We start from the raw sequence: 14,871 nt of genomic DNA on the forward strand, positions 1-14,871 counted from the left end.
AGAAAAGTTTATCATATTGTTCAATTATGGTGGGTATATATGGAACCCACAAAAAATATTATAAACTCATATCACTACTATGACCCGGTACATGCATATTTTCTAGTATATGGATTTTTGTCTGGAGAGTTGAAATCAAAGATAAAAATAAATCCAAGCTATGAAGAATTTGATACATTAAACAGAACTCTACTTGAAAATAAGAATCTTGATGTTAGTGCAGTATCTGCTGTAAATTTCTGGAAACTTGCAGATGATTATTATTTATTAAGAAGTGGAAGTACACAGAGAGCGGATGTTGGGGCTATTATTGTGTCTAAGAAAAAGTACAGAAAAGAGGAGATCAAAGATTTAAAAATCGCAATACCTGGCAGATCTTTCAGTGGTTACTTTTATTATCGCCTATTTTTCAATGCTAAAGAAGAAATAATTTTTAGATTTGATAAGATTATCGATGCTGTTTTAAATGATGAGGCAGATATTGGATTATTGATTCCAGGTCCAGCACTTACAAGTGCGTATGAAAAATTCGGGCTGAAAAAGGTTGCAGACGTGCTTGAAGAATGGATGAAAGAAGCAAACGGACTGCCAATGCCGATGGGCTCTTATGTAGTAAACAAAAAAAAGTTCAGTTATGATGAAGCACTGGAAATAAGAAAAACGTTTCAAGAATCAATAATATACGCACAATCACATAGTGCAAAAGCTTTCAACTATGCATTGCAATTTTCGAAAGGAGCAGATCCTGCAGCATTAAAATCTTTTATAGAAGGTTGCAAATTAATCTATGATATGGGCGAGACTGGAATAAATGCAATAAGAAAAGTTTACGAGATTTCGAAGAAGAGAGGGCTTATAGAAAATTTGCCTGATATAACCCCCGTATAAAATATTTGCATTGCATTTGAGTTAATATTTGCAATTTGTTGTTGAGATACTTTATAACGATGAGATTTTAAATGTGTTCAAACAGTAATGCATTATCAACCAGGTCATAAAACAAGAAAATATTAAATAGAAGAAACGGCATTGCAAAAATAATGAAGGCTGTCATTGTCAAGAATCCTGGAGACATAAACAGTGCCACTGTTGAAGATGTAGACATAGGCATGGTGCAGGGCATTTTAGTTAAAGTGAAATATGCAGGATTAAATCCTATTGATATAAATACAATTGCCAAAAAGACAAATTATGCGATTTCCCCAATACCTCATATTCCAGGTGCTGAATTTGTGGGAGAAGTGAAATATTCAGGCAAGTTCTCCAAATTTAAAGAAGGAGACCGGGTAATTGTCTATCCAAGAATCTATGACGGTATTTGCGATAAATGCAAAAACGGCGAAGAACATCTATGCATAAACGGGAAGCTTATAGGCGTGGGCACAAATGGTGGCTGGGCTGAGTATTTTGAAGCAAAAGAAGAAAATCTGGTTAAGATACCAGATAGCATGGATGATCTGGATGCAGTAGCGCTTCCGATTGGAGGGCTAACGCCCTATCATGCACTGCTTAAGGCAGGGTTAAAAAGAGGTAACAGGATTTTGATTTTCGGTGCTTCTGGCAACACTGGTATTTTTGCTACTCAAATTGCAAAATCTATGGGTGCAGAGGTATTTGCCATTTCGCGAAAAAGATGGGTTTTTGAGAATAGAATCAAAGAATGGAACGGAGAGAAAGTAGAGATGGTCTTAAATTCATTGGGCTCTAAATTTTGGGACAAGTCTATTGAATCATTGAATGCAGGTGGCAAGCTTGTAACTTTTGGCACGTTCACCGGTGCAGAATTGAGCTTTAATATTGCAAAATTGTATACTAGAGAGCTTAGTGTAATCGGAACGACAGGAGGTACAAAAAAAGAGCTTGAAGCACTTATTGAGTTTGTGCAAAAACATAATATTAAGAGTAAAGTCTGGAAAACTTATAAACTTGAAGATTTTAAAAAGGCAATCGATGAGTATTCTGAAAAAGAGGGGAGAATTGTACTGCAATTCTAGGTGTTAGAACAGTAAATAAAAAGTTTAAATAATATTATTTATTATTATATATGGAAAAACTTTACACGGTTAGAAAAACTTGCGAGATCTTGCAGATTGATCCATTCATGCTCAGGAGCTGGAATCGAGAGCATTGAATTGATACTGAAAACTGCTTTCTTTAAAATATATAATTTATTAGATTATAAGCTGAAAAATAAACAAAAAAGTTTAGAGAAAGTTAGTCTCCAAGTTCCTTGATTCGTTTTTTCGAAAACAATATTTCATTCAGCTCTTTGTCTATTGCTTGATCATTTCTCCTTAACCATTCTAGCAATAATACTGCATGCTCTTTTTCATCATCTCTATTATGCTCCATAATATATTTCAAATCTTTATCTTTTGTAGCATCGGCTCTTTCATCATAGAACATCATGGCTTCTAGTTCTTCTATTAGAGATTGTCTGGCTCTGCTCAAATCCTTAATTTTATCGCTTAAATCTTCGGCAACTTCATATCTTGGCATAATGATGCTATGACATATCTGCTATATTAAAATATTGACTAATTGAACCATTATCAGCTATTGAAAATTAGCAAATTCTCATATTAATGATATGAAAAAATATAAATTTAAAAAAATTAAAATGAAAACTTAGGTGGCTCAGGCGATTGGGGAGGTTGTTGCTGTGGAGGATTTTGTTGTATGGACTGTGTGGATATGGCTCTCGGTTTGTTAAGAAACTCATCGATACCGGTATAGGCATTATAGAACGATAATATTTCCAGTATATATGCTACTATCATTACGATCAAAGGCAATGCTAATATACTGAGTATAGAGTATATAGATGTGGAGGAAGCTGTTTTTGACGAAATAAAAACGTCAAGATAAAAAAATACTGGAATGAGTATATAGCCGATAATGCTTATTATCAATGCATAAAACAGATAATTGCCAGCTTTATTAAGACTTTGTACGGATAGGTCCGCACTAAGAGATTTAAGAGAAGATACAAGTTTTAAATATGTGATTATGTAAATTACAAAATACGCTATTGATAAAATAGCAACAGCTACAATAAGCCATCCTATTGTGAATAATGTGTGTGTAGATGTGATCGTAGATCCAGACACAGATACTGTGGATGTTATTAAACTTGCTATCATAATGATTGCAATAACAATTCCTGCAACAATGCCTACTATGAGTGACATCAAAAGCCAATTTTTTGTAGATCTGTATTCTGCAGCATGTGCTAAGCTTGTATTTGCAACTTTTCCAAATCCTAAGATCAGGAGAATAAATCCTATAAACAGTATTATTACACCTACAAAATCTACTATCGGTATTATAGACAGTATTATCCCTAAAAACATCCAAAAAAATGCGCTTCTCAAGCTCTTAAGATTTGAATAGAGCATCATGTCAGGGCTAGGCTGGTACATAGGCTGTCCAGAAACTGGTGGTGCATATTGTTGCGGTGGAGGAGATGGCTGTTTTGCCGGTTCTAAAGGTGCGCCACAAGCTTTGCAAAAAATCGCATCGTCTGTGTTTTCAGTACCGCATCGAGTACAAAATTTTGACACTATAAATCACCTCAATAGATTATATATAAATTAATAATATTTAAATATTGATGTTTTCAGATATCTTTTCTGAAAAGTCTCTTAAAATTTTTTGTTCACAAAAATATAAAATAATAAAGGATATAAAAGCCTGAAATTTATCAGACAAAAATGCAGAAATATTAATAAATCGAAAACAAGTTAATTTAAAGTTGATAAATTTAGTAAATTTCATAGAATCATTTAATATATTTTGATGTATTATGAGAATTATGAAAGATATTGTAGAGGTTGAAGGAATCAGTAAGCTTGGCCCTTATTCATTGGCTGTAAAATCAAATAATCTAGTTTTTCTGTCTGGCCAGACAGGAGATGGTGCAGATTTTAAGACACAGTTTAACAATGCGATGAGCAAAATAAAAACAATACTTGAAAAATCAAACAGCAACCTTGAAAAAGTGCTGAAAGTGACTGTGTATCTATCTAACGCTAAATACTTCCAGGAAATGAACAGTATATACAGTTCTTACTTCAAAGATAAATATCCAGCCAGAACTACGGTAGTAACAGGATTTGCAAATGATAAAGTGCTAGTTGAATTAGACGTGATCAGTACAGTAGATTAACAAGCACTAAAAGCTGGTTTTTGCAAATCTCAAGATCTGGTACAGAAAAATTAGAAATTTGATCAGAACTCATAGGGCTCATCATTATAGATCAGTAGACCCTCTTTTCATCATCTCATTAGAAAGTATGTCATTAGATTATTTATTATTTTTGTTAACAACTTTCAAAAACGCAAAAAGATAAATAACAGCTATAATAAACGCACCTGCCGCAGCTACGATCCATGGAAACGCATATCCTAATGCTGTCGGAATTCCAGCAATAATAGGTCCTGCCACAAATCCAGCACCGATTGAAGACTCGAATATTCCTGTTTTAGAGGCAACACGAGCATTGAATGATCTGTAAACGCTTAACAATACATTAAAGTAGATAAATCCCTGCCCAAACCCTATCATCGCCATGATAAGCAACTGCACCCAGAATGAGTGGTAAAGATATAAAAAGAGAATAAACACCTGCAATATTAATCCAGTCAAGCTAAGGATCCGGATATTCATTTTTTTAGTAAGCGCCCATGATATAAAAAATGCTAGGATCAAGAATGCACTGGATATAGACATTATCAGCCCTGTATTGCTTATTCCAAGCATTATAACTTTTCCAAAGACGGGATAAAATGAGGATACTATAGCAGACACAAACCCGTATATGAAAATGGGCAGTGCAAGATCAAAAAAAGTGTTATATTTCAAAGTGTCTATAAACTCTGTACTCTGGATCCTTGCCGGTATTTTCAATGTTGTCAAGGCACCGAAAACAGAAAGTATCATAGCTATGGCAAGCGGCAAATAATAGAGATCCTGAATCATAAATGCTGCAAAGTAAGGTGCCACAGTGGCGGCAATGCTCCAGGAAAACGTGTATACGAGTAATGAAGTTTCTCTGTTGCGGGCATTGATACCGTGAGCATATGCTTCCATAGAAGGCCACACCATTGCCATTGCTACTGCCTCCATAGCTCTTCCGAGAATGAAATAGTCTGGGATCTTAATAAAAAAGTAAATTGATATTACTGCTGCATATAACAACAACCCTGAGACCATCAAGCTCTTCTGACCCACTCTATCAGATATCCTGCCAAAATATGAGGCTAAGACAATATAAACAAGTCCGTATGCAGAGCCCATGATTCCGAGCGTAAATATGCTTGCACCCACGTTTTTTGCGTAAATAGGCAGTATAAAACGCATAGTAGCAAGCGGAAACTGTGCAAGCGTAGAGATCAAGAATAACAATATAATTTTATTGTCTTTCATTTATTTCATGAACGCTTATTGAATATATAAAATTAGAGAGCTTATGGCTAATAATTAAGAAAGATATATTTTTATACACTATGGAAGTTTAATGGTATTAAATGAATGAGTATAAAGAAGCTTTGTTATTGGATATAATAAATCATACCTATCCTGAACTGAGCATTGAGAGCTACAGGTTATATGCGTGGAGCTGGAACAGTTATGTGCTTGAGATAAACGACAATTTAATATTCAAAATTCCGAAAACAGCTAAAAATCAAACTTTGTTAGAGCGAGAAATAGTAGTATCTGATTTTCTGTCAAAGCATCTGAGAGTATCAGTTCCCAGATATGAATTTACAAAAAAATATAAAGATTCAAAGCTTGTGGCAGGATACAGAAAGATTCTTGGCAGTCCACTGAGCAATCAAACTTATGCAGGATTGAACATTGGCATACCTCTGAGCGAGATCAAGGCCAAATACAAGATAATAGCCCAGCTTTCTAGAATATTGGTAAAGTTGCACAGTTTGTCTCCAGATGATTTTGTGAGTATAGGAGTGCCTGACGAGCATGGAGAGCAGTGGAGAGAAAGGTTTGAGATGTTTTATTATGAAGTGCATGATACTGTGTATCCATACTTGAAAAAACCGCTAAAAAAGAAGATTGAGAAACTGTTTGATATGTTTTTGAACAATCAAACAAACTTTGAGTTTAAACCGGTATTGATACATGGCGATTTTGGAGGCTGGAACATACTTTTTGACAACCTCACCAGAAAAATAACCGGGGTTATAGACTGGGAAAATGCAGTAATTGGAGATGCAGCACTGGACTTTTCAGAGCTTTTGTATGATTATGGGCCAGAAGTTACAAAAAAGATATTGAATCATTATAGTATAGAGATAGATGCAAAATTTGTAGAGCGTATGAAGTTTTACCGTTCACTAGCAGGTTTGTATGATGTTATATACGGATCCAGAAACAGTGATCCAGAGATATTGAATCGCGGGCTGGGTACCATAAAACATGATTTTGGGGAAAATAATATTTAAAACTAGAAATTAAAATATCATTAATGAAAGCTTCTTTTTCGAAATATTTAAGATTTTCATAAAAAGAAAGCAATAAATATGCATATACATATAAGCAATTAATGGATCTGAAAAGTTCATTCATATTCCAAAACAAAAAGTTTCTCAGGTTCTGGATCGCGCAATTTTTTATCAGGCTCAATGTCTGGGTATTTTACGTATATTTTATCTGGGTTATTACTGTAAAAAACCATTCAGTCTTTTTAGGGGGCATGATTCCCACTTTTTCACTATTAGGATATCTAGCAATATTGATACCGGAAGGGTACATACTAGATCGATGGAACAGGTCCACAATAATGTTTTTATCAAGCATCATGCTGATAGTTTTGTATGGATCACTGTTTTTTAATCAAACCCTTCTCTGGATCTATGTGATAGATATACTCTCTTCCATGCTTGCATCAATAACTTTTGACGCTTTTTTTACAATTTCGAAAGAAATTGTAGACGAAAAGTATTTTCCTAAAGTATCAGCATTTTCACAGATTTCAATGAACATATCCGGCATTTTTGGTATATTGATTGGCGGGTTATCAATATTAACATCTCAATTTATATTTTTTTACATTCTTATAATAGTTTCAATAATCGGTTCGATATTTAATTTACCTTATGTTTCAGCGAAAACAAAGTACGAAAAATACAGGTATACAGACATATTAAAATTTTTAAAAAAGTTTGTATTTCTGCTGATCATATTATTTATAGTAAACGGCCTTTTTATTTCATTAGATGTTTATAGTTCTGGCTTAATATATTTCATATTGCATTCTACATCTATCTATTATACCTTGTTTTTAGGAGGCTATCCGGTTGGAGGACTCTTAGGTGCTATTTTTGGAAATAAGATAGCCAACAAGCTGGAAGATCCATGGAAGATCAGCATTTTAATAGCCTTGATGGGAATGATGATAATCGGGATATCACAGAGCAGAACAGTGCTTTTAGACCCGATTTTTACATTTATTTTAGGGTTTTTAATATCTCTATTGATGATTCCTTTAATGGCTTTTATGATGAGAGTGATACCGAACGAGATGATTGGACGAGTCAATGCGTTCATTACTTTGATCGTTGCAGGGTCTTCACCACTGATGGGCGCAATATTTAGTGTCATGGTCGCATATTTTTATATTCCGAACATATTGCTTTCTGTAGGATTGGTATTCATGATACTATCTACGCCTACGTACTTTTTATTTAAAAAATTGTTTTTATCATTCAATAAAAAATGAAAAGTTATTTTAATACCTATTTTGATATCTATCTTTATGAAGCTTAGATGGTTGATCATATTTGTAGTTTTAATATTAGTAGCTTCTTATTTCTCCGATAGTTTTACAGTATTGAATCCTGGCAATGGTGCATGGACTACTGCAGGTAATGCCAATTACACATCTGAAACCATAAATGTGCCCGGACTAACTAGTCCAGTAAAAGTTACGATGGATGCGTCTGGAGTTGCACATATTTATGCAAAAGACAATTATGATCTATTTTATGCGCAAGGATATTATGTGGCCAGCAACCGGCTGTTTCAGATGGAACTGCAGGTTTTGGCAGCATCCGGGAACTTAAGCAAATATGTAGGGTCTAGTGCACTGGGCTCTGACATGGCGATGAGATTGATCGGATTGCCAGAGAATGCGTATATGCTGCAACAGAGCTATATGCAAAATTATCCACAGTATTATTCTTACTTAAAAGCGTACAGTGATGGTGTCAATGCGTTTATCAACAAGTCTTCAGAATCACTGGGATTCAAACTTTTGGGGGTTACGCCGTTTTACTGGTCTCCGTTTTATACGTTAGTATGGGAAGAGTATATGACATGGTCTCTAACCACCGGCGCAGCTGAGCCGTTGCAAAATGCTTTGTTTTACAATGCATTCGGATTTGAGAACACTACCACGATCTGGCCCTATTATCCTTACTATACACAAAACGTCACAAACGTACCGGGTGACGGTACTGTGAATGGCTATAACCTATCACAACAGAATATATCTCCTAATTATCTATGGTCTTTGAACTGGTTTGACCAGTGGGCTACAGGTATTAATACAACTTTGCTGGCTACACAGTCTGCACTTATCAATGATGCCATCGCTAACATCTCAGATCCTTATATGTTGCCAGAAACGCAGATGATAGACTCTGCAATAGGCAGTAACAGCTGGGTTGTCACTGCAAACTACTCTGAATCAGGATATCCGATGCTAGCCAACGACCCGCACTTGAATTTGCTGGCGCCTTCAGTATGGATTCCGATGCAGTTGAACGATCCAGACTTTAATGTTACAGGCTGGGCACTTGCAGGCATACCTGGCATATTGATTGGGCATACACAATACACAGCTTGGGGCCTGACCACACCTGAGGGCAATACGGCCAACGAGTACTTGGAGTTTTTAAATAATGATCAGTACCTGTACAATGGCACATGGCACAATATGGCAGTGCAAAATTATACACTGCTGGGAAAGAGCTATTCTATCTATTATACTAACAACGGTCCTTTGCTAGCACGCAATGCTCATTACGGAATAAGTCTGAACTGGGTCATTACCAGGCCCGCATACGTGTTGGTAGGAGAGCTGTTGTTAGATCAGTCGCAGAATTATACAGATATGATCAACGCGCTCAGGTACTGGGGTTATCCTGCCCAGAACTTTGCAATGGTATCAGTTCATAATGCTGGGATACTAACTGCAGGCTGGTACCCGCTGATCAATGAAACGTTGCCGGACGGTGCACATGTGCAGGTTGTAGGCGCCAGATCTCTGCTGAACGGTTCGATGCCACAGTATCAGTATGCAGGATATGTACCGTTCCAGTACCTGCCTCAGGCAGAAAACCCATCTCGCGGGTTCATGTTTGCACCAAACCAGCCTACTGTCGGAGAAAACTATCCATATCCCTTTATTGGCGGGTTCTGGGCTTCCGGCGGCAGAGCTCAGACTATTTACCATTATCTCAGTGCTAATGCCCCAATGACAGTACAGAAAATGATGCAGTTGCAGTCTAACGTTTCTGATTACTGGGCCAGCATGCTCACACCATATATTATTGAAAGCATCAAGAACATGAATATGAACATTACTGAGAGAGTGGCGTTTAACTATCTGTTAGACTGGAACTATACAACTTACCAGGACGAAGTGGGTATAACAGTGTACTGGTATTTTCTATCTGAACTGTACAATTTGAGCTTTAATAAAACATATAACGAAAATGGATTGGCAGGATTGCCAGCACCGTTTGTCACCACGCTTATATACCTGGTGCAGAATGATCCCAACTCGTCATGGCTAAACTACAATTTCACAATGCTGGCAAGATCTTCGTTCAATGCTGCAGTATTGTTTTTAGAACAGCATCTTGGCAGTAACGTGTCTGCATGGACATGGGGCAAAGTGCATATGCTTGAAATTTACAGTCTGACACAGTTAACAGCATTATCGATCGGGCCGATACCGATTTGGGGCGATGATCATACAGTCAGTGTGGGCAGTGTACCCTTGTATTTGCAGGTACCTGAACCTTATGTAACTGTAGGCTCATCGTTGAGAACTGTTGCCTCTCCTGGCACAGACCAGTTTTACGGCGTGTTTCCTGGAGGCCCCAGTGAAAACGTGTTAAGCTACTACTTTTCAAACCAGCTTAACACCTGGCTGAACCACGAATATTATAATATGAATGAACAACGAACAAGGGTGGTCTGGAACTATGAATAAAAATATATTAGGAATACCGATTTCGATAGTGCTTGCATATCTTCTAATCTACTTTTTTCCAGTGGCATGGACTGCCATATTTGCAGCGATCCCACTTTTAAAATTGAAAGTAAAACATGCATTTATTTCAGGATTCTTGATAGGCTTGATTGTCCCGATCTCTTTTTATATGCTCTATCCGTTGGACCTGCTATCTAAGCTGGCAGGAATAATAGGAAACATTGTGGGATTGAACAAGATACTTATAGTATTCATATTTCCAATAATGTACGCGGTGATCATGGCTCTTTCTGCAATAGTATTTTCAGGCATAGCAACCCGCCCTAAAAAAGCATAATGATTGTTTGAAGAGGATGTTGATGAATTACTATTACGAGCTCTTTTTATTAAATGAGATTAGAAATGTTAAATGGAACGAAACACTGATTAAAAACCTGAAATATTGTACGAACATATTAAAAGACCAAGATTTTGTGTTTGAACTGCATTTTAAAAACAGAGAAACCAGCATTTACATAGGTGCCGATGATCTTGGGGTTCTAGACGCTTATGTGACAGCCCTGGAAAACATATATCCAATCACGCATCAGTCTGCAAACATCACAGTTTCTAAATTCAAGCACTTGATTATATTGGAATATGCAGTGGACCCTCTGTTTGTCCTAAACATCTCAGATTTCAGAGATCCTCTTGCATCGCTGATACTGCGTTTAGACCAAATGTCTTTAAACTCAGAGTTATCATATCAGGTAATGTTGAAAAAATCACTAAAATACAAAAAGAACAGAAGGATCATTAAAAAATACGTGATAGATGCATATTATCATCATAGGTTCATAAAAATAGATCATGTTCTATTCGAAATACTGTCGTTGTTCAACAATGCACAATACAGAAAAGCATCAAAGCTTGAAATTGATACCGGTGAAAAGATGTTGAAAAAGCTCAGATCTCCTCTATTTCATGTTCAAATCCGTATTCTGGCAAACGAGAATATAGCGGAACTAGGTTCTATGATCAACATGTTTAGAGACCCTGAGACCGGACAGAGCTTGAATTTTAAGATAATAGATCAGAATTTTAAACATTGTTCGTTTTACGGCACCGAACAAATGTGCATGAGCGCTGATGAGCTAATTGCATTTTTAAATATCCCGATCCCGAACAATTTGCGACTTGGCTATGATATTTGAAAATCGTCTTATATTATCGTATTATATATTAAAATAAACTAAAAGTAAAATAAAAAATTTTTATTCAGTAAAATAAATTGATTTTAGTTATATTTATTGCAATTTTCGATACTTTTAAATATTGAAAAGCCATGTAGTATAAATAGGTGGTATTTATGAATGGGAAATTAAGTGGAAGGGTTGTAGTGGTTACAGGAGCTGCAATGGGTATAGGCAAAGCAACAGCAGTAACTGCTGCCAAGGAAGGTGCGGTTGTAGCCGTATGTGACATAAATGAAGTAGAAAGCAAAAAAACCATTGATGAAATTACCAGATCAGGAGGAAAAGCAAAATTTTATTTCCTTGATGTTTCAAATGAAACACAGGTTAAAGCAGTTTTTGATAAAATAGGAAAAGAGCTGGGAGATATATATGGCTTAGTTAACAATGCGGGTATTGCAGGTGTGAGCAAACCTACCCATGAAATTACGTTGGAAGAATGGAACAAAGTTATAAATATTAATATAAATGGCGTATTTTTATGCACAAAATATGCAGTGCCTTATATGATCAAGAACCACTTTGGAAGCATTGTTAATCTTTCATCGATATATGGCCTGGTAGGAGCGCAGGATGCACCACCTTATCATGCATCCAAAGGAGCATTGAGGTTAATGACAAAGACCGATGCGCTGTTTTATGCAAAGTATAATATTAGAGTTAATTCAGTACATCCAGGATTTATAGACACTCCAATGGTTTCAAGCTTTGCACAAAGTATGGGAAACAGAGAAGCCGTTTATGAAGCCTTGAAGAAGCTACACCCGCTCGGAAGATTAGGAAAGGCTGAAGAAATAGCAAGCGTCATAGTGTTCTTGCTTTCAGATGATTCTTCCTTTATGACAGGTTCGGAAGTAGTAGTGGATGGCGGATATACTGCACAATAAATTTTTTACTATTTTTTTTCTTTTCATAGAAACAGTCAACTATTTGTTGATATGTGAATGATATTTTAACTTACTTAAACAAATCAGTTTCCTAAATTGTTTAATTTAAATTGTTATCAAAGCAAGAAAAATATATTAACTAATAATTTTTTTAAATTTTTCACGAAAATTGACAGGGTCATATTTTTTTATTCAGTATAGAACCGTAAGTTCTGAAAGCGTTTGCATTTGGGTGATACTGGCAATATTGAAAAAAGATGGTTTAGAATTAATTGAGCTCATTAATATAAATGCTGTGCGTCTCATGTACCTGAAAAAACGTTAAACTCTAATTTTTGGTCATGGTAAAAATAGCAAAACTTAATATTTGCTCATATATTTATAAATATAAAAGCAAAAATTGATAACAGAGAAAAATATGAAAATTAAGATTGATAAAAAGGATGAGGGAATAAATATCCTGGATACTATTCTGTTGATTATAGCAGTAACAGTATTGCTTACAACTACAATCGTATATTTTACGCGTTCATCATCTCTTCCTATATACAACAATGAGCAAGATCTTAACTTATCTGTTTCTCTGTCTACATCGTCGTTAAATAAAGATGAAGGATTAAATATTACGGTAAACCTCTTTAATAAAGCACCTTATTCTTTAACCGCCAATCTAAGTTCTAACTGGCCTTATTTTCAGGGTATAAAAAATAGAATGACTATGTATCCATGTGCCGGAAACTTGCCGTTTGGATTTGTGGTGCTGGAAGGGTATTACGATTTAGCTACATATTCTCAAGGGCAGCCATTGCTAATATATAAACCAGGCATATATGCGTGTCCAGTACAATATGCTGTTAGCAGCTATGTATTCTTGCCTTTAAGCGATCATGCATTGTTAATAGGTAGCTCAAATCCACCAATTAACATGAAAATGCAAGGCACAGCATATGTGAATGGCTCATGGACTTATTCCTGGAACCAATATGTATTTAAAAATTTCAGCCTGGGAATATACACAGTAGTTGCGGCAGATGAATGGGGCGCAGTTCAGATCGCTTATTTTACTGTGCATTAACAATAAAAAGAAAAAACGTAATAGAGAGTGACTATAAAGAAAGAACTAAAATAAAAAGGAATTTGAGATATTCATCCTAGCAAGGCAATCTTAAAAGAACAAGTATAAGAAATAAGGTAGAGTCTACTCATATCTCTTAAATTAATTTTTGAGCCATAAATTCTATCGTCAGAACCTTTTTAGGAGCTCGTTATGGTTTTAGACATGAGCTTCCAAAAAATTTAGCAATAAAATATTGATTAGGTGATATTATATTAATGATTTCCTAAAATCCAGTAGTTTTAAGGCACTATAATCTCAAGCTTATAGGTAAAAAAATAAAGTTTGAGATCTTGCTCGGTTATAAAGTTAAAATCAATTTACTTCTGACAATGAGTAGTAAAGTTCGCATCAAGCAGTTATATTAGCCACAGATCAGAATGCATTTTTATGCGTATATTTCTTTTTGCATAAAGACTTAGTTAAAATTTCAGCTTTTGCAATACTTGCAGAATAAGGATAGATACTATTTTTAGATTCGAAAAATCTTTCTAATACTATTTTAAGGTTATCTTGTTCAAGACTCATGAACCGATTTTGAATTATTGGAAAAAATATCACATATTCAAGCGTTGCATGAGCAGTTACAATCTCAGACAGATCTGTTATAGACTTTGAAAGCATATCAATTTTATCGTTTTCTAAATATGAGATGCTTTCATTTATAATATCTGTCATATTTCTATGCCCTTCCACTAAATTGTTTATTGGTGCCTTTGATTTAGCAAATCCTGTTTTTTTCTCAAACCGCTCAAGTAAAGGAAATAATATGTCTTCTTCTCTCTCAAAATGAACGTCTATCGAAAAATGTGATAAGAATGTAAGAAGTTCTGCAATCTTTGATCGGTCTATACTTCTACTGGAAAAATTTTTAGTTATATTGCAATTTATTGAAAAAAGTGCTTTTTCAAAAAGTTCATGCTCATTTGCTAAACGATCCAGTTCATCCAAATTAATCACCATTTTTTCCTGTTATCTAACTATTTTTTCAATCAATTCCGTCACATTTGCCAGTGAACACGCAAAATTCTAATTTATGCAGTGATCACTGTTACATATATTACAGCGGAATTTGAGATAGTCATGTATTTCATAAGTATAAACCTTACTGATACTTAGATATCCTGCTTATTATCAACAGTTTTGGAATGAACCAATAATTGGTGCTCACGTGAATAGATACTTCTTTCAGAGATGTTTCTTTTTTTTCATGCAGATCTAAGTTTTATACAATAAACAGTGTATTTTTCAATTTTTATGATGCACAGACTAATAATATTCATTGTTATAGAAAGACCTCTTTACAGTCATATCTGACAGCACAGTTAAATCAAACTATCTTGTAAGATTACTCGATTCTCTGTTACAGAGCTTCAAACATAAACATCATTATT

The 14,871-nt window shown here is 35.2% G+C and carries 14 protein-coding genes; 10 read left to right on the top strand and 4 right to left on the bottom strand.

Features of this window, described 5'->3' with window-relative positions:
* Both QXQ25_06220 and QXQ25_06225 read left to right on the top strand, forming a co-directional pair.
* The coding region (locus tag QXQ25_06220) for an MqnA/MqnD/SBP family protein (protein ID MEM0161296.1) at positions 1–888 on the top strand (888 nt) is incomplete at its 5' end.
* Between the two features lie 152 nt (positions 889–1,040).
* Positions 1,041–1,994 carry an alcohol dehydrogenase catalytic domain-containing protein gene (locus tag QXQ25_06225; protein ID MEM0161297.1) on the top strand — a complete coding sequence of 318 codons (954 nt, stop codon included), beginning with the start codon at positions 1,041–1,043 and terminating at the stop codon, positions 1,992–1,994.
* A 220-nt stretch (positions 1,995–2,214) separates the two neighbouring features.
* On the opposite strand, the gene QXQ25_06230 is transcribed toward QXQ25_06225, so the two are convergent.
* Together QXQ25_06230 and QXQ25_06235 are read right to left on the bottom strand one after the other, a co-directional pair.
* A complete protein-coding gene (locus QXQ25_06230) occupies positions 2,215–2,499 on the bottom strand; it encodes a ferritin (protein ID MEM0161298.1) in 285 nt (94 codons plus the stop codon).
* A 116-nt stretch (positions 2,500–2,615) separates the two neighbouring features.
* Positions 2,616–3,563, bottom strand: a complete 948-nt coding sequence (locus tag QXQ25_06235; protein MEM0161299.1) for a zinc ribbon domain-containing protein — start codon at positions 3,561–3,563, stop codon at positions 2,616–2,618.
* A gap of 251 nt (positions 3,564–3,814) precedes the next feature.
* On the opposite strand from QXQ25_06235, the gene QXQ25_06240 reads away from it, so the two are divergent.
* Positions 3,815–4,168, top strand: coding sequence for a RidA family protein (locus QXQ25_06240; GenBank protein ID MEM0161300.1), 354 nt, complete (start codon positions 3,815–3,817; stop codon positions 4,166–4,168).
* Positions 4,169–4,306: 138 nt separating this feature from the next.
* Here QXQ25_06240 and QXQ25_06245 read toward each other — a convergent pair whose 3' ends face one another.
* A complete protein-coding gene (locus QXQ25_06245; protein ID MEM0161301.1) occupies positions 4,307–5,428 on the bottom strand; it encodes an MFS transporter in 1,122 nt (373 codons plus the stop codon).
* A 101-nt stretch (positions 5,429–5,529) separates the two neighbouring features.
* On the opposite strand from QXQ25_06245, the gene QXQ25_06250 reads away from it, so the two are divergent.
* The 7 genes from QXQ25_06250 to QXQ25_06280 all read left to right on the top strand — a co-directional run bounded on the left by QXQ25_06250 (position 5,530) and on the right by QXQ25_06280 (position 13,438).
* Positions 5,530–6,465 carry a phosphotransferase gene (locus QXQ25_06250; protein MEM0161302.1) on the top strand — a complete coding sequence of 312 codons (936 nt, stop codon included), beginning with the start codon at positions 5,530–5,532 and terminating at the stop codon, positions 6,463–6,465.
* A 101-nt stretch (positions 6,466–6,566) separates the two neighbouring features.
* Positions 6,567–7,742: an MFS transporter gene (locus QXQ25_06255; protein ID MEM0161303.1), complete on the top strand. Its 1,176-nt coding sequence runs from the start codon at positions 6,567–6,569 to the stop codon at positions 7,740–7,742.
* Between the two features lie 36 nt (positions 7,743–7,778).
* Positions 7,779–10,244 (top strand): penicillin acylase family protein, encoded by a 2,466-nt coding sequence (locus QXQ25_06260; GenBank protein ID MEM0161304.1) that lies wholly within the window; start codon positions 7,779–7,781, stop codon positions 10,242–10,244.
* Complete coding sequence (locus QXQ25_06265) at positions 10,237–10,581, top strand: hypothetical protein (GenBank protein ID MEM0161305.1); 345 nt, start codon at positions 10,237–10,239, stop codon at positions 10,579–10,581. Before QXQ25_06260 ends, QXQ25_06265 begins: the two co-directional genes overlap by 8 nt.
* A 22-nt stretch (positions 10,582–10,603) precedes the next feature.
* A complete protein-coding gene (locus tag QXQ25_06270; GenBank protein ID MEM0161306.1) occupies positions 10,604–11,437 on the top strand; it encodes a hypothetical protein in 834 nt (277 codons plus the stop codon).
* Between the two features lie 155 nt (positions 11,438–11,592).
* Positions 11,593–12,363 (top strand): SDR family NAD(P)-dependent oxidoreductase, encoded by a 771-nt coding sequence (locus QXQ25_06275; GenBank protein ID MEM0161307.1) that lies wholly within the window; start codon positions 11,593–11,595, stop codon positions 12,361–12,363.
* A 418-nt stretch (positions 12,364–12,781) separates the two neighbouring features.
* Positions 12,782–13,438, top strand: coding sequence for a hypothetical protein (locus QXQ25_06280; GenBank protein ID MEM0161308.1), 657 nt, complete (start codon positions 12,782–12,784; stop codon positions 13,436–13,438).
* Between the two features lie 414 nt (positions 13,439–13,852).
* On the opposite strand, the gene QXQ25_06285 is transcribed toward QXQ25_06280, so the two are convergent.
* Complete coding sequence (locus QXQ25_06285) at positions 13,853–14,440, bottom strand: hemerythrin domain-containing protein (GenBank protein ID MEM0161309.1); 588 nt, start codon at positions 14,438–14,440, stop codon at positions 13,853–13,855.
* Positions 14,441–14,871 lie beyond the last annotated feature (431 nt).

The sequence above is a fragment of the Thermoplasmata archaeon genome, from assembly GCA_038729465.1.
Classification (GTDB): domain Archaea; phylum Thermoplasmatota; class Thermoplasmata; order Thermoplasmatales; family ARK-15; genus JAVRLB01.